Source organism: Paenibacillus sp. J45TS6, from assembly GCF_018403285.1.
Lineage (GTDB): Bacteria > Bacillota > Bacilli > Paenibacillales > Paenibacillaceae > Paenibacillus.
In genome coordinates this window covers 126,794-151,889 of record NZ_BOSJ01000006.1, presented here as the reverse complement: position 1 = coordinate 151,889, position 25,096 = coordinate 126,794, and the positions used below count along the sequence as shown (strand labels likewise).

General features: G+C 42.1%; 23 protein-coding genes. All 23 read right to left on the bottom strand.

The window, feature by feature from the left end; translation table 11 throughout:
* Positions 1-132: 132 nt before the first annotated feature.
* The gene (locus tag KJS58_RS11325; protein ID WP_249717195.1) at positions 133-861 is read right to left on the bottom strand and encodes a regulatory protein RecX; all 729 of its coding nucleotides are present in this window, start codon (positions 859-861) and stop codon (positions 133-135) included.
* 225 nt (positions 862-1,086) lie between these two features.
* Complete coding sequence (gene recA / locus KJS58_RS11320) at positions 1,087-2,148, bottom strand: recombinase RecA (protein WP_213532724.1); 1,062 nt, start codon at positions 2,146-2,148, stop codon at positions 1,087-1,089.
* Positions 2,149-2,534: 386 nt separating this feature from the next.
* Positions 2,535-3,800, bottom strand: coding sequence for a competence/damage-inducible protein A (locus KJS58_RS11315; RefSeq protein WP_213532616.1), 1,266 nt, complete (start codon positions 3,798-3,800; stop codon positions 2,535-2,537).
* A 120-nt stretch (positions 3,801-3,920) separates the two neighbouring features.
* On the bottom strand, positions 3,921-4,502 hold the full coding sequence (gene pgsA, locus KJS58_RS11310) for a CDP-diacylglycerol--glycerol-3-phosphate 3-phosphatidyltransferase (RefSeq protein ID WP_213532615.1): 582 nt from the start codon (positions 4,500-4,502) through the stop codon (positions 3,921-3,923).
* Between the two features lie 185 nt (positions 4,503-4,687).
* The gene (locus KJS58_RS11305) at positions 4,688-5,176 is read right to left on the bottom strand and encodes a YajQ family cyclic di-GMP-binding protein (protein ID WP_213532614.1); all 489 of its coding nucleotides are present in this window, start codon (positions 5,174-5,176) and stop codon (positions 4,688-4,690) included.
* Positions 5,177-5,328: 152 nt separating this feature from the next.
* Positions 5,329-6,309, bottom strand: coding sequence for a helix-turn-helix domain-containing protein (locus tag KJS58_RS11300; protein WP_213532613.1), 981 nt, complete (start codon positions 6,307-6,309; stop codon positions 5,329-5,331).
* Positions 6,310-6,391: 82 nt separating this feature from the next.
* A complete protein-coding gene (locus KJS58_RS11295; RefSeq protein WP_213532612.1) occupies positions 6,392-7,159 on the bottom strand; it encodes a DUF3388 domain-containing protein in 768 nt (255 codons plus the stop codon).
* Between the two features lie 187 nt (positions 7,160-7,346).
* Positions 7,347-7,601 (bottom strand): DUF3243 domain-containing protein, encoded by a 255-nt coding sequence (locus tag KJS58_RS11290; RefSeq protein WP_213532611.1) that lies wholly within the window; start codon positions 7,599-7,601, stop codon positions 7,347-7,349.
* 99 nt (positions 7,602-7,700) lie between these two features.
* Entirely contained in the window at positions 7,701-8,471 is a 771-nt protein-coding gene (gene ymfI, locus KJS58_RS11285) for an elongation factor P 5-aminopentanone reductase (RefSeq protein ID WP_213532610.1), read from the bottom strand.
* Position 8,472: 1 nt separating this feature from the next.
* Positions 8,473-9,753, bottom strand: coding sequence for an EF-P 5-aminopentanol modification-associated protein YfmH (yfmH, locus tag KJS58_RS11280; protein ID WP_213532609.1), 1,281 nt, complete (start codon positions 9,751-9,753; stop codon positions 8,473-8,475).
* A gap of 3 nt (positions 9,754-9,756) precedes the next feature.
* A complete protein-coding gene (gene yfmF / locus KJS58_RS11275) occupies positions 9,757-11,037 on the bottom strand; it encodes an EF-P 5-aminopentanol modification-associated protein YfmF (RefSeq protein ID WP_213532608.1) in 1,281 nt (426 codons plus the stop codon).
* A gap of 176 nt (positions 11,038-11,213) precedes the next feature.
* Entirely contained in the window at positions 11,214-12,044 is an 831-nt protein-coding gene (sleB, locus tag KJS58_RS11270) for a spore cortex-lytic enzyme (RefSeq protein ID WP_213532607.1), read from the bottom strand.
* A 173-nt stretch (positions 12,045-12,217) separates the two neighbouring features.
* On the bottom strand, positions 12,218-14,854 hold the full coding sequence (locus KJS58_RS11265) for an FtsK/SpoIIIE family DNA translocase (RefSeq protein ID WP_249717192.1): 2,637 nt from the start codon (positions 14,852-14,854) through the stop codon (positions 12,218-12,220).
* A 79-nt stretch (positions 14,855-14,933) separates the two neighbouring features.
* The gene (locus KJS58_RS11260; RefSeq protein ID WP_213532606.1) at positions 14,934-15,167 is read right to left on the bottom strand and encodes a YlzJ-like family protein; all 234 of its coding nucleotides are present in this window, start codon (positions 15,165-15,167) and stop codon (positions 14,934-14,936) included.
* Positions 15,164-15,925 carry a ClpP family protease gene (locus KJS58_RS11255; RefSeq protein WP_213532605.1) on the bottom strand — a complete coding sequence of 254 codons (762 nt, stop codon included), beginning with the start codon at positions 15,923-15,925 and terminating at the stop codon, positions 15,164-15,166. The genes KJS58_RS11260 and KJS58_RS11255 overlap by 4 nt, the downstream gene beginning before the upstream one ends.
* Before the next feature lie 196 nt (positions 15,926-16,121).
* Positions 16,122-17,801: a ribonuclease J gene (locus KJS58_RS11250; RefSeq protein ID WP_213532604.1), complete on the bottom strand. Its 1,680-nt coding sequence runs from the start codon at positions 17,799-17,801 to the stop codon at positions 16,122-16,124.
* A 390-nt stretch (positions 17,802-18,191) separates the two neighbouring features.
* The gene (gene dapA, locus KJS58_RS11245; protein ID WP_213532603.1) at positions 18,192-19,076 is read right to left on the bottom strand and encodes a 4-hydroxy-tetrahydrodipicolinate synthase; all 885 of its coding nucleotides are present in this window, start codon (positions 19,074-19,076) and stop codon (positions 18,192-18,194) included.
* A gap of 33 nt (positions 19,077-19,109) precedes the next feature.
* Entirely contained in the window at positions 19,110-20,327 is a 1,218-nt protein-coding gene (gene dapG, locus KJS58_RS11240) for an aspartate kinase (protein WP_213532602.1), read from the bottom strand.
* A gap of 294 nt (positions 20,328-20,621) precedes the next feature.
* A complete protein-coding gene (locus tag KJS58_RS11235; RefSeq protein ID WP_213532601.1) occupies positions 20,622-21,200 on the bottom strand; it encodes a dipicolinate synthase subunit B in 579 nt (192 codons plus the stop codon).
* Complete coding sequence (gene dpsA, locus KJS58_RS11230) at positions 21,197-22,102, bottom strand: dipicolinate synthase subunit DpsA (protein ID WP_213532600.1); 906 nt, start codon at positions 22,100-22,102, stop codon at positions 21,197-21,199. Before dpsA ends, KJS58_RS11235 begins: the two co-directional genes overlap by 4 nt.
* A gap of 127 nt (positions 22,103-22,229) precedes the next feature.
* On the bottom strand, positions 22,230-22,676 hold the full coding sequence (gene dut, locus KJS58_RS11225) for a dUTP diphosphatase (protein ID WP_213532599.1): 447 nt from the start codon (positions 22,674-22,676) through the stop codon (positions 22,230-22,232).
* On the bottom strand, positions 22,654-23,913 hold the full coding sequence (locus tag KJS58_RS11220; RefSeq protein WP_374705806.1) for a M16 family metallopeptidase: 1,260 nt from the start codon (positions 23,911-23,913) through the stop codon (positions 22,654-22,656). Before KJS58_RS11220 ends, dut begins: the two co-directional genes overlap by 23 nt.
* 116 nt (positions 23,914-24,029) lie before the next feature.
* The gene (locus KJS58_RS11215) at positions 24,030-25,019 is read right to left on the bottom strand and encodes a polysaccharide deacetylase family protein (RefSeq protein ID WP_213532597.1); all 990 of its coding nucleotides are present in this window, start codon (positions 25,017-25,019) and stop codon (positions 24,030-24,032) included.
* Positions 25,020-25,096 lie beyond the last annotated feature (77 nt).

Here is a 25,096-nt window from a genome sequence, read left to right as displayed (position 1 = left end):
GACTCTGCATCAAATGTACTTTTTTGGAAGGAAAAAATACTTTTTTTGTTGCATAGGCTCAGTTACATTTTAGTATTCGTATTAAGATATTGTCAAGAGAATGAACATTTTCGGGATCCAGGACACCACATTTTACCTAAAATCCTCTTCAAACTCCTGTTCCTCCTCAGAACTCTCGAGTACAAGCTGTGCCATTACCTTTCGTGTCACTTCTCCTGAGTAGCCTCTTCTCATAAGAAAGGGGTACGTTTTTCGTTTCTTTTCCGTGAGATCACCTTTGATCTGATTCCATTTTTTTCGTCCAACCATAAGTGCGCTGTTCCACTCTTCTTCTACACTGATTTCGCCAAGCGCTTCCGTAATGTCTTCTTTGGCAATGCCTTTTTGACGCAGCTCTTGACCTACCCACAGTTTTCCCTTGCGATGATTTGAAATACGCTGTCTAGTCCACTCTTTAGCATATAACGAATCGTCAATGAGTCCCTCTTGCTCCAGTCTTGTTAATATTTCTTCTATGATAGGTAGTGTAAACTCTTTTTCTTTTAATTTTTTTGATATCTCATGACGAGTTCTTGCTTTGCGTCCGAGAAAACGCAGTCCCTGTACATAAGCACGCTGTTTTTCATCCGCAACTACGATCTCTTCCAGCTCATTTTTATGAAAAGTGTTACCTTTGGTCATACGATATTTAATCATTACATCTTCAAGAACGGATAACTCATATTGCCCAAAATAGATGGTATACCTGGAATCGCGTCCTTTCATCTTTTCTACCCGAGTAATTTCAAGCATTTGTTCAGGAAAATGACTAATCCCTTTTTGTTCTTCTTCATTACGATCGAACTCATCGTATTCTTTCACTTTACCACGCCTTTCTTGATACCTTGTTCTATTATCTACTTTGTTTCGGACCTATTACATATAAAAAAACCGCAGCCAAAATAAGCCGCGGTTTCTTACTCTTACACTATAAAGCGTTCCTGACAGTTCATACAGTTGTATAAGGGTAACGTTATAGTAACATCTATTCTGCCAGGAAAAACATGTCCTTTACAGGTACCTTGTTCTCACATTTAGCGAATCTTTTTATTCGACCTCAAACAATTCCTGTTCTTCTTTCGCTTCTTTCGCTTTATCTGCTTCAGAAGGAGCTTCAACCACAGTCGTCAAATTGCTTGCTTCACGAATCTTTTGTTCAATCGTTTGAGCGATCACAGGATTTTCTTTCAAGAACTGTTTTGCATTTTCACGGCCTTGACCTAAACGTTCACCGCTGTAAGAGTACCAAGCGCCACTCTTATCAACAATCCCATGTTCAGTACCGATATCAATAAGACTTCCTTCCTTGGAAATCCCTTCACCATACATAATGTCGACTTCCGCTTGTTTAAACGGAGGAGCAACTTTATTTTTGACAACTTTAACTCTTGTACGGTTTCCGACAACGTCGTTACCCATTTTAATGCTTTCAATCCGGCGGACATCAAGACGAACTGTGGAATAGAACTTCAGTGCGCGTCCACCTGGTGTTGTCTCTGGATTACCGAACATAACCCCAACTTTTTCACGAAGCTGGTTAATAAAGATTGCAATCGTTTTGGACTTACTGATTGCACCAGACAGCTTACGAAGCGCTTGAGACATCAGACGAGCTTGAAGACCTACGTGAGAATCTCCCATATCTCCTTCAATCTCTGCCTTAGGCACAAGTGCAGCAACAGAGTCAATAACCACAATATCAACAGCACCACTTCTTACAAGAGCTTCAGCAATTTCAAGACCTTGCTCCCCTGTATCTGGTTGAGAAAGAAGTAATTCATCGATATTTACACCCAGTTTGCTTGCATATTGCGGGTCAAGCGCATGCTCTGCATCAATAAATGCAGCTTGTCCGCCTGCCTTTTGAACTTCAGCAATAGCATGGAGTGCAACAGTTGTTTTACCTGATGATTCTGGTCCATATATTTCAATAATCCGACCTCTTGGAAATCCGCCGGTTCCTAGTGCAATATCTAAAGCAATCGATCCACTGGGTACAATTTCTACTTGCATGTGAGTTGATTCACCCAGTTTCATAATTGAACCTTTACCGAATTGTTTCTCTATTTGACGTAGCGCCATATCTAACGCTGCACGACGATCTGACAATAAACTCACATCCTTCTATGTTTATAACTCTATGATACTCTCTTTGGTCTCGTTTGCCAAGCATTTTTTGAGAACATACATTCGTTTTTTTTCGAGAGACCAGGGGCCCGCTGATCCTCTGAGCATAAAAAAAGGAAGAACCTGTGCAAATCTGATTTGCGCCCGGTTCTTCCGATTACTTGTAGTATACTGGTTCAAATCAAAAGCGTCAAACATATATAACTTGAATCAATTTCATAACTCATTAATAATGATGAACTTGTAACTATATATAGACAAATAAAACCATTTCGATCTATATACAATCTTGATAAAAACAACTAAAGGTATTATGAAATTGATTCACTTATAGTACTTTTTTCTTCATCTGCTTTGTAACTATTTATCTAGTTCAGTTTTTCGTTCTCAACCAGTCGGCGCCACAAACGATATAAAATGGTTTTAGCAGAACGAATTCGAATCGTCTCCCGATTACCGCTCAGTTTTAATTCATGAACTTCTGTCTCCTTGTCTCGTTCAGCTATACCAATGTATACAAGACCTACTTCTTTTCGCTCTGAATATCCCGGACCTGCTACACCCGTAATGGATAGTCCGTAGTCTGAATCTGCAATCATCTGAGCTTGTTCTGCGAGTACTTTCGCTACTTCAGGACTCACGGCCCCAGGTGCATCTTCACCTTCAAGATAATGATGCGGTACATTCAGAAGCTTCTCTTTCATTTCATTCGAGTAGCATACAAATCCGCCTCGAAGCATGGTTCCGCTCCCTGGAATAGAAGTTAGAAGGGCCATCAGCAGCCCCCCTGTGCAGCTTTCAGCTGCTGCCAGCGTCTGTTCGCGATCTGCCATCATTTCAACGATAACATGTTCTATCGGAATATCATGGCTTGCATACATATGCTCAGGTAACCGCTGCTGAATAAGAAGCTCAAGCTCATTTAACTTCACCATGGCTTCTCTTTCACTTGGAGCCTTCGTTGAGATTCGTACGGTAACTTCTCCTTCACTTGCATAAGGGGCAATCGTAGGATCCGTTTGACTCGTAATCAAATCTTTCAGCTTGTCCTCAAGCATAGATTCACCAATACCGGCGAACTTAAGCATTTTTGAATATATCGGCATTTCGCCAGCTAAAACATGCTGATACAACCAAGGCAATACCTGGTTTGTAAACATGGGCTTAAGCTCTTTCGGAGGACCAGGAAGAATAATATAATGGGTTCCTTCATGACTGATCGCATTCCCAAGTGCTAGTCCCGTTTCGTTAAGCAACGGACTTGCTCCTTCTATAATAGTAGCTTGACGTTTATTATTTTCCGTCATCACTGTACCGCGTCTAGTGAACATTTTTTCAATTTGATCCAGGGAACGCTGATCCATCAGAAGATTTAGTCCCAGGAGATCGGCTAAAACATCCTTTGTAATATCATCTTGAGTCGGACCGATTCCGCCTGAAAAAACAACAATATCTGCACGGCTCCGCGCCGTTTCTATCGCTTGTCTCATCCGGCTGGCATTATCCCCGACAACCGTCTGAAAATATACATCAACACCAATAGCAGCAAGCTCCTTCGATAGGAACTGAGCATTCGTATTCACGATTTGACCGAGTAAAAGTTCTGTACCTACTGCGATAATCTCTGCTTTCATGTTAACTCCTCCAGTCTCCCAGCTTATGTTTCTAGTCCCCAAAAGAGCAATAGGATTTACCTATTGCTCTTTTGCGTTGAATTATAAAATTATATTAAACAATTACGCTTAGGTTTACGCTTAGTTTTGGCGAAGAAGATGTTTGTTCTTAACAAAATAGTCGATTCCAGAGTACAGAGTCACGATGGTTGCCAGCCAGATGAAAATAACATCCATAGGGATGGATATAAAAGCAAATGGGAAATTATTCAATAATAAAAGGGAAATTGCGATAATTTGAGTTACCGTCTTCACCTTGCCCCAAGAGCTGGCAGCTACAACGGAACCATCCAGCAGCGCTACCTGACGTAATCCTGTTACCGCAAATTCACGACTGATGATAACAACAGCCATCCATGATGGTACACTGCCCATTTCAACTAAGGAAACAAGCACAGCTGTAATTAAAAGTTTATCTGCAAGCGGATCAAGTAGTTTACCGAGATTGGTAACCAGATTGTGTTTTCGCGCAATGTATCCGTCAATTCCATCAGTACTCGCAGCTACGATAAAAATAATCACAGCAATGAGCTGGTTATAAGGAAGAGAATAATCACCAAACTGGATTGGAGATGGATAAAAATCAAAATCAACTAGCAAAAAGATCATCATGACCGGAATCATGAAAATTCTTGCTAGTGTGATTCGGTTGGGTAAATTCAAGAAAGACGCCCTCCCCTTTAGATCGTACTTGGAGATCTGCAGTGATAGCAAATCCCCCCTATGTCTATTTGTCATTCATGAGATATGTAATGAATCCTGAGCATCTCTATTTATGAATTTCTACTCCTTACATATATCCGAGCATGAAAACATATAGAGATTTACTCATGATTTCATATCTTGTTTTATTTCATGTTTGTAAACTGAAGATCAAGAGGTAAATCACTTGAGCGCAGCAACTGTATAATCGCTTGAAGATCATCCCGACTTTTTCCAGAGACCCTGATTTGATCGCCTTGGATTTGACTTTTTACTTTTAGCTTCGAGTCACGAATCAGAACATTAATTTTTTTAGCATTATCTTGATCAATTCCTTGTTTAAAACCAAGACGCTGACGCACGGTACCCATCGAAGCAGGCTCAACTTTACCATAGTCAAGATTTTTTAGCGGGAGACCTCTTTTAACCATTTTTGATTGTAAAACGTCAATGACTGCATTCAGTTTATATTCATCATCTGAAACGATAATAAGCGCATCTTTCTCTATTTTAAGACTGCTCTTACTACCTTTAAAATCGTAACGGCTCCCAATTTCTTTCTCTGCTTGGGTTACGGCGTTCGTTAGTTCCGCCAAATCTAATTTGGATACAATATCAAATGAACTTTCACTCATATGATCCACTTCCTTTCATTAGTCATGATGCCCTATGTAACATTATATTAGAATAGGGTCCATAAATCGAATCTCTATCAAAATCTTGTCAGATAACCTTACTCGAAAAAACATGTACAGCGACATTTCGCTGTACATGTTAGAGTAGGCAATTACTCGCCAGAATCTGAAGATTCATCTTCGCCTGCCGTATTGCTCTGATCAGAACTTGATCCTTCCACACGCTCTAAACGAATTCGATTCGTCGTCTTTCCATCGGTAACCACTTCACCATTAACGGTAATTTCCGTAGCGGGAGCGTAGCCAGATTTAATGTACATTCCTTCTGGACCAAGATCAAAACTGTAGGTTTGTCCCTCTGCCGTGTTATCTCTGAACAATTTCTCACCACTAGAGTTCTCACCTGCATATACTTCCATCCAGCTAAGACCTGAAGCTTTAATTACAACCTTCACCGGTTCACCTTCACTACCGCCAGCAACGTCAAAGATCGTAATATTACCTGCTGTACCGCTCTGCGTAATCGTCACTGGCTGTTCAGTTGGATCTTCGGCAGGCTCTTCTTCAGCCGGAGTATCTTCTCCATCGCTTGGATCTTGCTGATCTCCACCGCCTACATCGGTACCTGGCTCCTCTGTATCCTCGCCCGCAACCCCTTCGTCTTCGGATGGTGTTGGCGTTTCATTTACAGGTGGGTTTACCTGTTGTTCCGTATCAGGATTACTTGGAATCTCAGCTTGATTCTTATCCTTATCACTTGCATAAACGTAAATTAGAACTAGAATGAGAGCCAAAAAAGTCCAAGGTAATACAGTAGTCAACCATTTGTTATTACGCTCCGAAGCCGGACGGCTGGAACGCTTCGTAATAACCGGTTCCATTGTAGCTTCTTGTTCTGAATCTGGAACATCCTTCTTATGTCCTTCGAGCAGCTCATCAGGATTCAATCCTACCGTTTCCGCATAGGTTTTAATAAACGCCCGCACATAAAAGCTGCCAGGGAGAACTTTATAATCTCCGGATTCGATTGCTTCAAGATACCTTTTTCTAATCTTTGTCATTTCTTGAACATCATCAAGGCTTAGTCCTTTTTGCAGCCGGGCCTCTTTCAACTGCTGACCCAGTTCAGACATGCGAATTCCTCCTCTTTTTTTGTCTTATCCAAGATGTATTTCATTTATAAAAAACACATTTCTTTAAATTATCGCTGTACCTTTACAGATCATCGGTATAATTTGCAGTAAACGTATCATATATAATCTCTTCGTCTGGAGTGCTTCGAAGTTCAATGATAATATCGAAATCATTATAGTCATACTCAGATTCTTGCACGAAAATGTCAGGATGCTCAATTACTTTCGTACTCGGCATGCTCATGATCTCTTGCAGCAAATTATAGTGTTTCTCGTTAGAACGAATTGTACTCACAATCCCGTCGACAATAAAGACATTATTTGGGTTCATTTCGTCCTCAGACATTTGACTGCGTATGGTTTGGCGCAATAGGGTAGACGATACAAACGTCCATCGTTTCATCGCACATACACTTCCGGCAATAATGGATTCCGTTTTTCCTACACGCGGCATTCCCCGCAAACCAATAACCTGATTTCCTTCCTTCTTAAATACTTCACCCAAAAAATCAACAAGTAACCCAAGTTCATCCCTTGTAAAACGAAAAGTTTTACGATCATCTGAATCCCGATCAATATATCGGCCATGTCTGACCGCGAGTATATCCACAAGTCTTGGCGCACGAAGAGCTGTTACCGTAATGTTATTCACTTTTTTCAGCATTTGACCTAAGAGTTGGATCTTCTCATCATCATCTGACTCGATCAGCATCCCTCTTGTCTTTCCTTCAACACCATTAATAGTCAAAATGTTTACTTCAAGCATTCCAAGCATGGAAGCAATATCACCAAGGAGTCCAGGTCTGTTCTTATGTATTTTGTACTCCATATACCATTGTTTGTACTCCATATTAACACCTCTGAAGCTTATTCCTCAATATTCGACATAATCAGTCATTCCCCGAGCAGAAAATGTTTGGATCTGAATCCATCAAACATGGGTCTTACTAATGATATATAAAATAAAAATGAATTACAAGAACCAAGGATGTAACAATTACAGAAAAGCTCCCTTTCGGGAGCTCTTCCGTGCGCCACTATGCGTTTTTCTTAGCCAATTTGACCATGAGCTTAGCAATTGTACGACGCTCTTCCTCATTACCCACGTCCCATAGTTCTTTTAATGCACGGTTGGATGGGTTTGCCGGATCGACTTTTTCATCAAGAAAATCACCGATTTCGTAAGCAAGTTTATTAATGACATCTTCGCTAATACCGAGTTTTTCGGCCTGCGCTACACGATCACCCAGAAATTTTTTCCATGCATCAAAATTACTGACTACTGTTGACATCATTAAATCCTCCTTAGCATTACTCATGAGATTTAAAGTGAGCAGTAGTTAATATGAGCAAGGTACGTACTCCTTATACAGGAATTAATTTACTGTGTTCTAGGTCAGCCAGCCGCCATTCGGCGATATAATCTGTCCATTAATATAACCAGACTCAGGGAGTGCTAAAAAATATACCAATGAAGAAATTTCATCTGGTTTAGCTAATCTCCCTGCAGGAATTTCTTGTTCGAGCGTTCTCTTTTCCTCTTCGTCGAAGGAACTCATCATATCTGTATCCACGGCACCTGGGGCCACTGCATTCACCGTCACACCAGAGGGAGCCAGTTCTTTGGCCAGCGCTTTCGTGAAGGCATTGATTCCTCCCTTAGTCGCTGAATAAAGAGCCTCACAAGAAGCCCCTGATATTCCCCAGATCGATGAGACGTTAATGATCCGGCCATACCGCTGAGAGACCATACCCGGCATAAACATTTGCGTGCACAGGAAAGTACCTTTCAGATTAACCGCCATGACATGGTCCCATTCTTCTTCCGAGACATCAGACAGAAGACCATAATGAGAAATCCCAGCATTATTTACCAGAACATCAGGAATCATGTCATAATCTTTTAATTTTTGAGCCATACGCTCGATTTGTTCTTTGCTGGTTAAATCCGCACTGACGGTCATAATTCTACCGCCAAAATCCATACACTGCCTTGCGACTTCGTTGGCTGCTTCATGAGAACTCATATAATGAATAACTACATTCATTCCAACAGACGCAAAACGCTTAGCTATGGCTGCTCCAATCCCCCTGCTTGCTCCTGTAACCAGAACCGTTGTATCGAGTATAGGCTTCATAAAGGATCCGGCTTCTCTCTCCATGTTAAGGACTCACCACCAAAGATACTGCCAGCTGATCCCAATTAATATGTTCTCTAAGACGACGATTTACATCTTCGAGTGTAATGGATTCATAAATGGGCAGTACACGGAATAAATCCCCGCCGCGGAATTGATAACGAGTAAATTCATGTGCAATACTCTCTGGGGAATTAAGCATACGCAAATATCCACCCATTTTTTTCTTGCGAGTCCGCTCAAAGTGATTTTGGTCAAAACCTTTTTGCTTCATCGCTTCCACTTCTGTACGTACACGTGCTAACAAAAGATCAGGATCTTTTGTATCTCCGCCCACAGCGGAAAAGCTATACTGAGCTGAACTGTTATACTCATGCCCAAAACCATCTGATATCAAATCTTCGTCATAAAGTTTCTGGTACAGTTCAGTACTTGAACCAAACAATAAATCAAGCATCAATCGTGTGGTTAAATCCTCTCGCACCAATTCCTCACCGCTGAGACCTTTACTTAGTTCCTTAAATCCAAATAAACATTTGGGTAAAGAAACCGCAAGTTTTACTTCCCGGCGTTTCTGACCTACTTCAAGAGGTTCCTCTTCAAATAGACGATCTATTTTTCCTTGCTTCTCATAATTCTTTTGGGCCTGATTGTTACGAATGAGTTCCATGACTTCCCCAGGGTCAACTCCACCCACTACAAAGAGAAGCATATTGCTCGGATGATAAAATGCATTATAGCAATCATAAAGCGTTTCTTTCGTAATTGTACTGATGGATTCAATCGTACCGGCAATGTCAATTCTCACCGGATGTTTCTGGAACATCGCTTCGATTAATCCAAAATAAACGCGCCAATCCGGATTATCCTGATACATATTAATTTCCTGGCCGATAATCCCTTTTTCTTTTTCTACATTTTGATCTGTAAAATAAGGATTTTGCACGAAATTCACAAGTGTCTCGATGTTTTCGTTAATATTTTCGGTAGCTGAAAATAAATAGACGGTCTGATCGAAACTTGTAAATGCATTAGCAGAAGCACCATGAGATGCAAACTTAGCAAATATATCGCCTTCAGGCTCTTCAAACATCTTGTGTTCCAAAAAATGAGCAATCCCGTCGGGTACTTGCTGCTCCTCTTTCCCCTCTACTCGAAAATGGTTGTCTACAGAACCAAACTTCGTAGCAAAAGTAGCATAGGTTTTTTCAAACCCGGGCTTAGGTAGCACGTATACAGAAAGACCGTTGTCCATTACTTCATAATACAAAGTTTCTTGTAGATGTTCATATCGTATGCTCTCCACCGGTCATTCCCCCTTCTGATCTCTCAAGAAATAAATGGTATCCAGTTGGAACGTTTCCGCCGCCTTCTGAACATCTTCTTTCGTTAAGGACTCGATTTGCGTAAGCAATTCCATCGTTGTTCGTTCTTTACCTGACAACTGACGGTTGAAATCATAAGAGATCATCTCAAATGCAGAATCTCCGATTTCCTTAAGCAAATTACGAATCATCGCCTTCGTTTGGTTCATCTCCAGGTCAGAGATTTTACCTTCTTTTAAATCGGATAATTGATTCGTTATAATCTCGACCGCCTGCTCGTAATTGGGGATCTCGATTCCTGATTGAATCGTTGCAATACCTTTATGACCGTCATATCTCGAAGAAGCATAGTAAGCAAGACTATGTTTCTCCCTCACGTTAACAAACAGTTTGGAGTGAGGATATCCGCCCAAAATACCATTGTACATTAAGGCAGATGCATACTGGTCGTCTCCATATGTAATGGATGTTCGAAGACCCATATTCAGTTTCCCCTGATTTACATTCAGCTTCTCAACAACGGTTTGTACTTCGCGGTGCTGACGACTGCTCACTTCCGTTTTGTACTCGAATGAAGTATTGCGATTCAGATGAAAATACTTCTCTACGAGCTTTTCAACTTCTTCTAGTGTGGTGTCTCCTACTACGTATAGGTCCATTCCCGCGTTCTGGAGCCACTGTTCATAGGACCTATAAAGCCCTTCTGGTTCAATTCCCGGAAGATCTTTACGTTCTCCTAACGGATGAAGACGGTAGGGTTCCCCTTTACACATTTCTTCAATACAGCGCTCTCCTGCGTAACGAATTTTATCGTTTACAATAGACTCTAGTCTTTTGCGAACGGTATCTCGCTCTTGTTGAACATAGGAAGAGCGGAAATGACCGTTTTCCTTCGCAGGGCTTGTAACCACTTCACCAAGAAAAGCAAAGGATCGGTCAAGCAGTTTATCACTGCTTTGAACAAAGGAGTCATTAATGGTATCCATACGAAACTGGATAATTTGATGATCTCCTCTTTTGTATACGTCAAAACCGAATCCTGCTCCATACAGCTCTTCTAACTGCTCACGAAACTGGATTGTCTCTGGATATGATGATGTTCCTCTACGCAGAACGAATGGAATCAGTGCTGTACTCGTAACCGTATCTTCTTTAAGCGGCGCGCCCACATACAGAGATATGGCAAACGTCTTAAAGCGTTTGGTAGGCAGCACATGAATGCGAATATGCTGATTGCTGCCGCGTTCGAATCCTGTATTAGTCAAGTTTCAAAACCCCTTTACGACGTCATAATTTTTTCATTAATTTTCCTAGTATGATTTCATTCTAACTCATTCAAAAGCACAGAAGCAACCGGAGGAATTCCGCCGATTGCTGTCCGTACATTCTTTATTAAGTATTAAGCTGTTGTTACAGAAATGCAGTAATTCCATTCTATAACTTACATGCAGAATATATGCTGACCAATCGTTTTCACTTGAGGCCGTGACCATATCCATTTAGAAGTAGCTGTTTTCGGGTTGAAGTAGTACAAGCATCCGCCTGATGGATCCCATCCATCTATGGCTTGCATTACCGCTTTTCGCGCTTGCTCGTTCGGTTCAAGATAAATTTGTCCATCTGCTACAGCAGTAAACGCACCTGGCTGAAAAATGACACCAGAAGGTGTATTCGGAAACTGCGGTGATTCAACACGGTTTAATATGACAGCTGCTACAGCCACTTGTCCTTCAAAAGGTTCCCCGCGAGCTTCTCCGTAAACGGCATTAGCCATTATTTTAATTTCATTTTCCGTAAGTCCCAGTGAATTGGTACTCCCCATATTGTTATTTCCACTGCTTCCATTGTTACCTCCCGAGGTAGTACCCGAAGAAGAGTTGCCTCCAGTAGCTTGCCCTGGTCCTGGCTCGGTTGGACGCCAGTCTTTAGTGGCGTTGTACAGTTTAAGTTTTGTTTTTGGACCAACTACGCCATCCACTTGGATACCAAATTCCGATTGAAACCACTTGACGGAACCTAAAGTCTTGGGTCCAAAGTGGCTGTCAATTTTACCGTAGTAGTAACCAAGATACTTAAGCCGGCCTTGAAGTTCATATACATCCTGTCCATAGGCACCAGATGTAACAATGTTTTGACTAAACGTAGGGACTGCTTCGGCGTTCTGTTCGATTCTCGGTTCTGCCTTTTCTTCATTTGCCATCAGGATCAGACGATATGAAGAAGCCGATAGTAAGATCACGCCGGCGAGGATCCAAAGATTGATTTTTCGCATGTTTAGAATCTACCTTTCTTTAATGTTCTCTTGTTGGCTACATTTATTATGTTTAGCAGTTATTGTTCCTATGCACGTTTCGTCATAGTAGAAAACATGTTAAAGAGTGGAAATTGTAAATATGAATATAAAAAAGGAGTCCCTTTCGCATGGAAAGGGACTCCTTAATCGTATTATGAACTGATTTTGTTAGCTTGAAATTGTTCCATGGAAATAAGAACTTCTCTCGGTTTACTGCCCTCGTAAGGACCAATAACACCTCTAGCCTCCATAGAATCAATAAGTCTTGCAGCGCGAGTGTAACCTACCCTCATTCGCCGCTGAAGGAGAGATACGGATGCCTGCTTGGCTTCTATGATGATCTGTACAGCCTGGTCATACAGCTCATCTTGGATCTCTTCTGTTTGTTGCTGGGTATCATCAATCTCGGGTACAAGCGATTCATCATATTCTGCCTCGGCCTGGTCACGAACATAGCTCACAATATTCTCTACTTCCTGATCGCTCAAAAACGCACCTTGTACACGCACCGGCTTAGAAGAACCAACTGGCATAAAGAGCATGTCCCCACGACCGAGAAGCTTCTCCGCTCCTCCCATATCGAGTATCGTACGGGAGTCGACTTGTGAAGAAACACCAAAAGCGATCCGAGATGGTATGTTCGCCTTAATTACACCTGTAATAACGTCAACGGACGGTCTTTGAGTTGCAATGATTAAATGAATGCCGGCAGCACGAGCCATCTGAGCAAGTCTCGCGATGGCATCTTCCACGTCATTCGCCGCAACCATCATAAGGTCAGCAAGCTCATCGACAATAACAACGATATAAGGAAGGACGGCAGCTGGATTATCTTTCATCAGATTATTATACCCTTCTACGTTCCGAGTACCTGACTTAGAGAACAGCTCATACCGTTTTTCCATCTCGACAACAATTTTCTTAAGTGCAAGCGAAGCACGTTTCGGGTCAGTCACCACAGGGGCAAGCAGATGCGGGATCCCGTTGTACATATTAAGTTCTACCATCTTGGGATCCACCATCAGAAACTTCACTTCATCGGGTTTCGCTTTATAGAGAATGCTCGTGATAATTCCGTTGATACACACGGACTTCCCTGAGCCTGTAGCACCGGCAACAAGTAAATGGGGCATTTTTGCCAAGTTCCCGACAATCGTTTGCCCTGAGATATCACGACCAAATGCGATAGAAAGCTTGGAATCGGCTTCCTGGAAGACGGTTGTTTCCATCACTTCACGCATAGTAACAACAGATACCTCTCCATTCGGCACTTCAATACCAATGGCGGATTTACCTGGAATAGGAGCTTCCATACGAATATCCTTCGCCGCAAGCGCAAGTGCAATATCATCTGTTAAACCGACGACTCGGCTGACCTTAACACCGATATCCGGCTGAATTTCATACCTTGTTACCGCTGGACCACGAACGACTTCAAGTACTTTAGCACGAACACCAAAGCTCTCCAGCGTAGCCTCTAGTTTACGAGCAGTTTGCTTGTAGTCATTCTGATCTCCACCCTTACCGCTGTTGCTTGGTCTAGACAACAATTTAAACGGTGGAAGCTTATATGGTTTAGGCGGTGGAGCCGGCTGCTGAATGGCGCCTTCTTCTAATTCTTCTGCTGTTCCGGAATCCACCTTAGAAAGGACTCCTGGTGACTCGGCTGCGTCTGAATCAGAACCAGACTCTTCCACTGCGTTTGAAGATACAGCAAGGTTCTCTTCTGAAGGATAAGCATCATCCAGATCATCTTCCTCCACCGCATTTTCATTACGTACATTCTCAAAGAAGTCCCGAATAATTGGCGCTGAACTTGCAGCACCTCCCGGTTTCACTTCTGCATCTTTCGGTAAAGAGTTACTGTCCTCCGAATATCCTTCTGCCCACGGGAGATTTGTATCCGTGGAGGCCGCTCCGTAAACTACCTCTTGTCCACCCTCTTGATACGGATCTACATCAGAATCATCATCTGCATGCTGCTTTGACTTCGCATTGCCAAACAATTGAAAGAATAGAGGTGCTTTGCGACTAGGGAGATCCTCGGTATACTGATCCTCTTCTTCCTCTTCATCATGGTATGGAATAACTTTCGGTTTGGGTTTCGCCTTATTTTTTGTGCCTGTTTTGCGAGTAGCCCCCGACTTAGATGAAGATTTCCATTTCGTAGCAAGAGCGCGTCCTGAACGAAGGACACGAGTTTTAAATATTCGCATTAAGTCTACATAAGATAGACCGGTAATCAACATAAAACTGATAAAGAACATAACAATCATCATTAAGTTCGCACCCATATTGCCAAATAACCATAACAATACAGCGTATTCTACTGCTCCGATGTATCCTCCACTGATATCTCTACCAAGCATGGAAGCATTACTCGTTTCATCAGCTCTTAGCAGTTCGGTTTGCAAATCAATATGTATCTGATTCATCACTTCGGATGCACTTAACAGATTCATCGGACCAAGCTTCTGTTCCATAGCTGAGATCGTACTCATTAAGGTCAAAGCAAGGACAAGCAACACCAAGCCGCTCTTTCTTAGATTCCAGCCTGCCGGCCACTTCCGATGAATCATTACCATGAGACCATAGAAAATCCCGATAAGCGGGATTACAAAATAAAACTTACCCAGTAAAAGTCCAAACATTTTGGATAAAGAGCGTCCAACTGTGGCCTCACCAGAGAGGGCAATAACAGACAAGGTAATCAAAATGATTCCATATATCTCGTATTTAAGAACCCCACCAAGGGTTGATTTTCTTTTCTTTTTCTTCTTTCTGGCCAAAAAAGGTCACCTCCAGAAGAATATTATACCATAAGTACATACATCAGCACATATGTTCTTTTTCGGCATTGTTTTAATATTATCCTTGTTCTATTTTCCCTGTATATAGCGGAATTTCTCTACCAGGAGAGTATGCAGGATCTAAATAGTCGTATAATCCTCCATTTAACATTCTCACGATAATTCCTGTTTTTTCATCTTTCGGCATCACTTGAATTAGTCGCCCCGCTATACTCATCTCCATCATCGGCAGCTGTTCTTTCCACATACCTTCCCAAAGCTGCTCTGTAGGCATTACTGTATACATCGTCATTGTGTCAGTCCCTTCGGCAAAGACGTGTCTTTCGCTTCTTGAATACGGCGATTTAGTTCTTTAATTGCGTCTCCAATGCCGCCCACCGCGTCCATCAGTCCATACTCCACTGCATCGGCTCCTGCAACTGCGGTTCCAATGTCACGGTTAAGTTCCCCTGTCTTAAACATTAGCTGTTTAAACTGTTCTTCGGTAATCCGAGAGTGCGAAGTTACAAAACGAACGACTCTTTCCTGCATTTTTTCCATATATTCAAAAGTCTGAGGTACACCAATGAATAGTCCATTCATTCGGATGGGATGAATAGTCATGGTTGCACTCTCCGCAATAATGGAGTAGCTACTGCTGACTGCTATGGGAACACCTATACTATGTCCTCCCCCAATGACCACTGTAACGGTAGGTTTCGACATCGAAGCTATCATTTCAGCAATAGCCAGCCCCGCCTCCACATCTCCTCCCACTGTATTGAGAATGATGAGAATTCCCTCTATGCGTGGATTTTGCTCTGCAGCTACAAGTTGCGGAATTAAATGCTCGTATTTTGTTGTTTTATTTTGTGGCGGTAATATAAGATGGCCTTCGATCTGGCCGATAATCGTCATACAAAAAATATTTGATTCTCCAGACGGAACAGGAACCGACGTTGTTCCGAGTTCTTGAATGGTATTTACGACTGGATTATTTTTGATCTCTTCTTGAGGGGTTATTGGAGTTTCATTGTTCGTTTCTTTTGTTTTATCATTTGATTCTTGCATTAATAAACACGCCCTTCTCTGCCATTGTTAAACTTCCATATTTGTTTATTATGGCAGAGAAGGATCTGTTTCTATTCAAAATTAGACAAAAAAGCCTCTTCATTCCAACAGGGAACCGTCCAATATTACCTGTTGGTTGAAGAGGCGACTGTGTGCCTTTTGATGAATCTTTTTTAATCTGTTTGTTAAAAACGTATTACACTTCCATGATGATTGGCAAAATCATTGGTCTGCGACGCGTTTGTTCATATAAGAAACGACCCAAAGAGTCTTTTACATTCGTTTTGAGTGAAGCCCATTCATTAACATTCTCACTCATTAACTTCTGAAGGGTACTTGTCACAATTCGGTTTGCTTCATCTAGCAGACCTTCCGATTCACGAACATACACGAACCCTCTGGAGATGATGTCTGGGCCAGAAACTATTTTTCCATCCTGTTTGCTTAGTGTTACAACTACAACCAGAATGCCGTCTTGTGATAAAAGTTTACGATCGCGTAGTACAATGTTACCTACATCACCGACACCAAGACCGTCAATCAGTACATTACCGGAAGATACTTTACCGGCTTTACGAGCAGAACCACCTTGAATCTCAACAACTTCACCAATATCGGTAATAAAGATGTTTTCACGTTCTACGCCAACCGCTTCTGCAAGCAGAGCATGACGACGTTGCATCCGGAACTCACCATGAATTGGAATAAAGTATTTCGGCTTCATAAGGTTAAGCATAAGTTTAAGTTCTTCTTGGCTTCCGTGACCAGAAACGTGAACGCCGGAGTTAGCTCCGCTGTAGTGAACTTCAGCACCCAGGCGGAATAATTCATCAATTGTACGTCCTACGTATTTCTCATTCCCTGGAACAGGGGTTGCCGCAATGATAACGGTATCTCCTGGTAAAATATCTACTTTACGATGTGTAGAGCGGGCCATACGTGTAAGTGCTGACATTGGCTCACCTTGGGAACCTGTGCATAGAATAACCACACGGTCAGCTGCCATTTTGCCTACTTCTTCTGGTTCAATGATCATTCCGTCTGGAATGTCCAGATAACCTAGATCGGAAGCAATATTAACAACATTCACCATACTTCTACCGATTACTGCCACTTTACGACCTGTCACTTCAGCTGCATTAATGACTTGTTGCACACGGTGTACGTTAGAAGCAAAAGTAGCTACAACAACACGTTGACTAGCCTTACGGAAAATATCTTCAAGAACGATACCGACATTTCTCTCAGAAGGAGTAAAACCAGGTTTCTCTGCATTCGTACTATCCGACAAGAGAGCCAAAACGCCTTTGCTTCCAATTTCAGCCATACGCTGAAGATCTGCAAATTGACCATTGACTGGTGTGTGATCAAACTTGAAGTCTCCGGTATGCACGACTACACCTTCTGGTGTTTCAATACATACGCCGACAGAGTCTGGAATACTGTGATTCGTTCCGAAGAATGAAACCGTGAGGCTGTTACCAAGCTCAATTACGGAATCTTCGTTAATCAGAATACGTTTTGTTTCGCCAAGTAAATTGGCTTCTTTTAATTTGTTCTCCACTAAGCCAAGCGTAAGCTTTGTTCCATATACAGGAACATTAAGGTGTTTTAGAACGTAAGGCAAACCGCCGATGTGATCTTCATGACCATGCGTCAGAACGATCCCTCTTACCTTGTCACGATTTTCGGTAAGATAAGAAATATCAGGAATGACAATATCAATGCCGAGCATATCCTCTTCTGGGAATTTAAGACCCGCATCAACGACTACAATGTCATTACCGTACTGAACAACATACATGTTTTTTCCGATTTCACCGACGCCGCCCAAAGCGAAAATCATCAATTTATCGTTATTATTTTTCTTAGACAAATGAATCTGAACCTCCTATGGTAGTTGGACGTCGTACCTTATAATAGTTAATATTTGTTATTATTGTTTAAGAAACTTGCAGCTTCTCAGCCGAAGTTCCTGCACACTTATCATTAATTAAACATATTTCAAAAATATACCGCACCCAGTCACTTGACATCATTATACATGATTAAAAAGCGAAAAAACAAGTCGAGCATGCTTTGTAAGGTGTAGTTTTCCCGTTTTCTCTAAAAACAATCAAAATAAAATGCAGAAAACAACCTTATTCCACTTATACTTATAGGTTTTTATTCCGCAAAACAACGTAGAAATTAAACTCTAAATATAAAGAAAATCCCCGAAGCTCTAACGAAGAGTTCGAGGATGCTCTATTTTTTATCAAATATGTCAGTCAATCTTAGCAATCAGTTCTGAAATGAACTTAGTTTCTTGTTCAGTAGGTGCAACGAGCGGAAGACGCACGGAACCCACCTCATAGCCTTTACGTGTTAATGCATATTTAACAGCTACAGGATTCGGCAGCGGATGCGGCGCTTCAAATAACCCCTTAAATACAGGGAATAACTTCTGATGCAAGGAAGCTGCCTTTTGTACATCTCCGTTCAAGTAAGATTCGATCATTTCTTTCATGGAAGAACCTATGATATGACTCGCAACACTCACGATGCCGTAAGCTCCCACAGAAAGGGCAGGCAAAGTTGATGAATCATCACCAGAATAGACAGCAAACCCTTCAGGAGCACCCGCAGCAATCAGCGTCACTTGCTCAATAGATGCGCATTCCTTTGTAGCAACAATGTTATCAATCTGTGCAAGACGAAGCGTAGTTTCTACAGAAAGGCTCGCTCCTGTTCTTCCCGGCACATTATACAGCATCACAGGTAAAGAAGTAGACTTTGCTATAGCTTCAAAGTGTCTAAACATGCCTTCCTGATTTGGCTTATTGTAATAAGGAACCACCAAGAGAATCCCGTCCACACCAGCTTTTTCTGCCTCTTGCGTGAGTGTAATGGAATGGTGTGTATTGTTGCTGCCTGTACCTGCAATAATCTTGGCTCTTCCAGCAGCATGTTTGACCGCAAAAGAAAACAACTCTGCCTTTTCTTGATCTGAAAGAGTCGGTGATTCTCCTGTTGTACCTGATACGACCAGTGCGTCTGATTTTTGTACGTCTATTAAATAATCAATGAGCCTGGAGGTTTCTTCCCAATGAATCTCGCCTTGTTCGTTGAAAGGCGTGACCATGGCCGTTATTAGTCTTCCAAATTCCACGTTTTTATCCTCCTTGAACTATTACAAATTAGATTATAAGTGGAGCTCAAATTTTGTATGAAGAGCGCGAACTGCGCCTACCATATCTTCTTTTTTCACCAATACCCATATTGTTGTGTTCGAGTCGGCTGACTGCAAAATATCAATATTCACCTCTTCAAGCGATTCGACAATACGGGCCATGATTCCTGGGACACCGTTAATCCCTCCGCCAATAACCGAAACCTTCGCACAACCGGATAAACTTTTCGGTTTCAATCCAAGTTCTTGAAGGACACGGATCGCTTTTTCGGAATCATAATCAAATACGGTATATACGGCGCCAGATGGTGAAACATTAATAAAATCAACACTAATTCCATTCTCTGCCATCGCTTTGAATACCTGGAGCTGTAGTTTGCCTACATTCTCTTCGGCTTCAACCGTGATTTGCGTTACGTTACTTACATGTGCAATACCGGTTACATGACGATCTACAACGCCAGATTGAATATCTCGAACTCCTTCTGGGTGAGTAATAAGCGTTCCTTCCCCATCCCCAAAAGTAGAGCGAACACGCACCGGAATATGTGACTGCATGGCGATCTCTACCGCACGCGGATGTATCACCTTTGCGCCTTGGTGGGCCATATTACTAATCTCTGCATAACTGACATATAAAAGAGGCTTCGCATCTTCTACAATTCTTGGATCTGCCGTAAGTACTCCCTCGACATCGGTATAGATATCAACCATATCCGCTCCGAGTGCTGCCCCAAGAGCTGTTGCTGACGTGTCGCTGCCTCCGCGTCCTAAAGTAGTAATATCACCTATATCATTAATGCCTTGGAAACCGGCAACAATAACCACTTGATGAGATTTCAGTTCTTCCAAGATCCGATCCGGCTTCACCTCAATGATTCTGGCATTGCCATATTGATGATCGGTAATAATTCCGGCTTGCCCGCCTGTTAAAACGGTTGCTGTGATTCCTTCACTATGTGCCAAACTGGTTAATGTGGTTGCAGAGATAAACTCGCCACAAGAAAGCAGCAGATCCTTCTCTCTTGCAGGCAGAGCATCTCCGTTACTGCTAATCCAATCTAAAAGGGTATCCGTTGCATAAGGTTCGCCTCTGCGTCCCATTGCAGATACAACAACAACTAGTGAATGCCCTGCTTTAATTTCACGCTTCATATGCTGAAGAACACGTTCTCTAGCAGCGGGGGTTGAAAGAGAAGTCCCCCCAAATTTTTGCACTAAAATGCCCATGCACGAATTCCTCCATTTGTGTATCAAGAAGACCTAAGCATAAAGGATGTAGAACAAATGGAATGTAAACCTTCTGCGTTGCTTAAGCGTTCAGATGCGATGATTTGATTAACTGCATACTTTGCAGTGCTTGTTAGTAATCTGTTCTACGTTCTACATCATTCATTTTTCAAGAAGAAATATAATATAAAAAAATATGAAGGATCATATACCTAAAATTGCTTAGTATACTCACCTCGAAAAAAGGCATCTTGCGATACCTTTCATTCGTAAAGTTACATGCCATTTGCCGCTTTACATAAGTATAGGTTGCATTTGTCTTCCTTCGAGAGCAGCATAAGCTGCTTCGGGAATCAGATGCATTTTAGCGACAAGTGAATTCGGTTTATTCTCTGGATTATCCTGGCCGAACGGAACGAAATAGATATACTTCGCTACAAGTAACTTCGCAATATTCGCTGCGTTTAGTCCTAGCCCGTCATTCGTCGAAATCGCAAGAACAACAGGTCGTTGATTCCGCATTTGCGATTTTGCAGCCATTAGAACGGGACTATCCGTCATTGCATTTGCTAGTTTACTGGTCGTGTTACCTGTGCAAGGTGCAATAACCAGTACGTCGAGCCTTTTCGATGGTCCGAGTGGTTCAGCCTCTACAATCGAAGAAATAATATCATTCCCCGTTATATCTTTCAACTGCTGCTGCCAACTTTGAGACGTTCCAAACCGAGTATCTGTAGTGAGTACAGTCTGAGATATGATAGGTACAACTTCTGCCCCTTCATCCTTAAACCTTTGCACTACCGGCATCACTTCTTCAAAAGTACAATGAGATCCTGTTATTGCATAACCAACCGTTTTTCCCTGCCAATTCATTGCTTATTCCCCCGATCATTTTGTTCACCTAAAAGCAGCTTAACAATGGAGTTGGCAATAATAACACCCGCTGTTTTGGGAGCAACAATGCCAGGGAGCCCAGGGGCGAGCATCGCTTGAATACCGCGCTTCTCTGCATACCGAAAATCGGTTCCACCAGGTGCTGAGGCAAGATCAATAATAAACGATTTTGACTTCATTTTGGACAGGATTTGTGCTGTGATTATCATAGACGGTATCGTATTAAAAATCAAGTCAGCTTGCCCTGCATGCTTCTCTAAATCCCTTGTCAGGAAGGGCTTTAAGCCCATCACTGATGCTCTAGCAATGTCCTCTTCGCGCCTTACAGCCACCCTCACATCCGCACCCAAACCTTGAAGTGTTTTTGCCATTGTAAAACCAGTACGACCGAGTCCAAGTACGAACGCGACCGAGTTATGAATCGTAAAGTCCGTTTTCTGAATAGCCAGCATGATTGCGCCTTCTGCTGTCGGAATCGAATTATGAATAGCTACATCATCCCGATCAAGAAGTTCAATAAGACGAACTTTATTTTGCTTGCAGATTTCTTTTAGATAAGGTTTTGCCATACCTGTGAATATCGTACAGTGTTCTGGTAGTTCAGCTGCAAGTTTTGCAGTTAAAGTTAACGTTGTATCGCCATTAGCATATTTAGCTTGGATGTTTCCGCTGTCGTCACATCCCACCACCGGCAGTATTAAAACGTCAGCTGAAGATAGAAGCTGCTCAGACAAGGTTTCTTTGACAGCTCCTTCAGGAACATGCTCCAAAGTATCAAATCCTACTATACTTACAGATGCATCAAGCTCTACGCAGCGATGGATGACCTCAAGCTGACGTGCATCTCCTCCTAAAACGACGATCCGAACTCCGGTCAACATCAGGATGTCACTCCTTTCAAAAGCTGTATGATATCATCCTATGCCTAACAGATAGCCCTGGTGATTGATAAGCATAAAAAAGCTGCCCTCCCATTTTGGAAGAGCAGCTTCATCGTTAATTTTCCTTTTATTTCCCTGTGTGACCAAAACCGCCGGTACCCCGAACCGTTTCAGATAGTTCTTCTACTTCGGTCAAGGTAACCTCAGGTACGACTTGAATCACCATTTGTGCGATGCGTTCATTCCGGCGGATTGTGAAAGGTTCTTGTCCTAAATTCACAAGCAGCACCTTCACTTCACCGCGATAATCTGCATCAATGGTTCCCGGCGTATTAAGACAGGTAATTCCGTGTTTATAAGCTAAGCCGCTTCTTGGGCGAATTTGAGCTTCATAACCAGCGGGTAAAGCCATAGCAAATCCTGTAGGAATCAAACTACGTTCCCCTGGATTTAATGTCTTATCAGCCTCCACAGCGGCATACAGGTCAAAACCTGCTGCGAGTTCAGACATTTGAGCTGGAAGTGAAATATCTTCATTACCAGCTAATCTTTTAATTTGTACGGATACTGACAAACTCGTTCCTCCTCATAGATGCAATTGCTTTATCCGAAGCGCCTACCATAGCTAGTGCATAAGGTACAGCGAACATCCGGTCTAAAACAACATTGATGTCGTCCATTGTTACATTTTCGATTTTTTCAATCATTTGGTCAAGGGTTTGGTGTTTCCCTACCATCAGCTCATTTTTACCATTACGGTTCATTCGGCTGCCTGTACCTTCAAGACTCAAGATGAGGCTCCCTTTGAGCTGTTCTTTTCCTTTACGGAGTTCCTCTTCAGACAAACCATTAACAGCAAGATCTTTTAGAAGTGCAATCGTGAGCTCCATTACCTCTTTTGTCTGTTTAGGGGCTGTTCCTGCATAGATCGTAAACAAGCCGCTATCTGCATGTGCGCTATGATAGGAATAGACAGAATAAGCGAGACCGCGTTTTTCTCTTATTTCCTGGAACAGTCTCGAACTCATTCCGCCGCCAATCGCATTATTAATGAGTGCCATTGCATACTGCTTGTTGTCGTGAATAGAGCATCCTGGAAAAGCTAAACATATGTGATTTTGCTCTGTTTTCTTTTTATGAAACAATTGTTCCCCTTTAAATACAGGCTCAGAAACTTCCTGGATTTCTCCATGAAGATCAAAAGAGCCAAAATATTGTTCGAGCAGTTCCATAATATGCTCAGCATCAATATTCCCAGCAAGACTGATCACCGTATTTTCAATCGTATAACGTTCCTTCATAAAATCACGAAGTGTTGTCTGATCCATTGCATTTAGTTTCTCTTCTGTACCGAGAATCGGATAAGCTAGTGGATGATCTCCGTAAGCTGCGAGCGAAATTAAATCGTGAACCATATCATCCGGCGTATCTTCATACATCGAGATTTCCTCTAAAATTACATTCTTCTCTTTCGCGAGTTCCTCGCTGTCAAACTTAGAATGAAAGAACATGTCCGACAAAACATCTACCGCAATCGGCAAATGTTCATCAAGAACTTTCGCATAATAACAAGTGTATTCTTTTGAGGTAAAGGCATTCACATTACCGCCAATGGCATCGAATTGTTCTGCTATCGCTTTTGCGTCAAAACGATCGGTGCCTTTAAACAGCATATGCTCTATAAAATGAGATACTCCGTTATTCAGATCATCTTCATTACGTGAACCATTCTTAACCCATATCCCAAAGGAAACCGATCGGCTTGTTGGAATTTCTTCCATGACCACTCTAAGGCCATTTTTCAGTTTCATTTTTTTCACATGCTGGCCTCCCCAAATTTGATAACTAACTTTTAAGAATCATATCTTAAAATGGCTTTGACTTAAGTTCACAACCAAATATCATAATCCTACCAAAAAAAATGGCCTTACTCAACTTTCGTTTGAAGTCTAGCGGGCGACAACGTCTCACTTACCGTCCCAAGCGTGATTCCTTTTTGGGTAATTCCTTGGATCATTCCTTCAAGAGCACCTTCAGAAGCAGCCGTTGGATGCATTAAAATAAGAGATCCTGCCTCCGTACCTTTAGTGATTTTAGCTACCACACTTTCAGAACTAGGTTTCTTCCAATCTACCGTATCAATCGTCCAAAGCACCGTCTTTAGACCTTGCTCAGCAGCGAGATTCACTGTTTCCTGATCATAGTCACCGGAAGGGGGAGCAAACCACTTATTGTCTACACCAAGTGACTCCTTAAGCAGCTGTTTTGTCTTGCTAATCTCAAGAATGGCTCGTTCTGTGCTGAGCTTACTCATATTAGGATGAGAATACGCATGGTTCTCCAGTTCATGTCCGCGTTTTTTAATCTCCAGGGCAAGCTCTTTATTCTTACTCAGCCAGCTGCCATCAAGAAAAAAAGTCGCTTTTACTTTATATTTATCGAGTGTATCGAGCATAGGAGTAAGGTATTCATTGCCCCAAGCCACATTGATCATAAAAGAAGCCATCTTTTTCTCCGAGTTGCCTCGGTAAATCGGATGTGGGCCGATGTCCTCGAGTGAGATTTTGGGCGGGATCTCTTTCATTACATAGGAGATAGACTCTGACTTTGGAGAAGATATCGCTTTTTGATAAGTTGCTTCTATATCTACTTCTAACCCATTATATCCCGGAATTGCTTTCCAGACGCGATCTAGCTTCGCATCAATAGGTTCTATTTTCAGTTCTGTTGCTTTGTGTGTAATCTGTTTTTTTAGTTCATCTTCTGGCGCAGCATCAACATACATATCAAAAGCATCTTCTGTATGAACCACTCTTTGATGTGTAATAAAACTGCTTACATCCGTTACTTGTCCGATCAAAACGACGGCTGCCGCACTAACAAGCACGGCAGCCCATTTTTTTGAGTTTGTTTTCACTGCTTCAGCCCCCCGGTCACGTTTGTCCCATCTTATGTGTACAAGAGGCTGAATATGTATGAAAAAAAGAGCCAGAA

Bases quoted from the DNA above. Each gene is read 5' to 3' on its own strand.
- KJS58_RS11315 (WP_213532616.1), bottom strand. From the start codon at position 3,800: ATGAAAGCAGAGATTATCGCAGTAGGTACAGAACTTTTACTCGGTCAA.
- KJS58_RS11305 (WP_213532614.1), bottom strand. From the start codon at position 5,176: ATGAGTGAAAGTTCATTTGATATTGTATCCAAATTAGATTTGGCGGAA.
- KJS58_RS11300 (WP_213532613.1), bottom strand. From the start codon at position 6,309: ATGTCTGAACTGGGTCAGCAGTTGAAAGAGGCCCGGCTGCAAAAAGGA.
- KJS58_RS11295 (WP_213532612.1), bottom strand. From the start codon at position 7,159: ATGGAGTACAAACAATGGTATATGGAGTACAAAATACATAAGAACAGA.
- KJS58_RS11290 (WP_213532611.1), bottom strand. From the start codon at position 7,601: ATGTCAACAGTAGTCAGTAATTTTGATGCATGGAAAAAATTTCTGGGT.
- ymfI (WP_213532610.1), bottom strand. From the start codon at position 8,471: ATGGAGAGAGAAGCCGGATCCTTTATGAAGCCTATACTCGATACAACG.
- sleB (WP_213532607.1), bottom strand. From the start codon at position 12,044: ATGCGAAAAATCAATCTTTGGATCCTCGCCGGCGTGATCTTACTATCG.
- KJS58_RS11260 (WP_213532606.1), bottom strand. From the start codon at position 15,167: ATGACGATGTATACAGTAATGCCTACAGAGCAGCTTTGGGAAGGTATG.
- KJS58_RS11255 (WP_213532605.1), bottom strand. From the start codon at position 15,925: ATGCAAGAATCAAATGATAAAACAAAAGAAACGAACAATGAAACTCCA.
- dapG (WP_213532602.1), bottom strand. From the start codon at position 20,327: ATGGGCATTTTAGTGCAAAAATTTGGGGGGACTTCTCTTTCAACCCCC.
- KJS58_RS11235 (WP_213532601.1), bottom strand. From the start codon at position 21,200: ATGAATTGGCAGGGAAAAACGGTTGGTTATGCAATAACAGGATCTCAT.
- dpsA (WP_213532600.1), bottom strand. From the start codon at position 22,102: ATGTTGACCGGAGTTCGGATCGTCGTTTTAGGAGGAGATGCACGTCAG.
- KJS58_RS11220 (WP_374705806.1), bottom strand. From the start codon at position 23,913: ATGAAACTGAAAAATGGCCTTAGAGTGGTCATGGAAGAAATTCCAACA.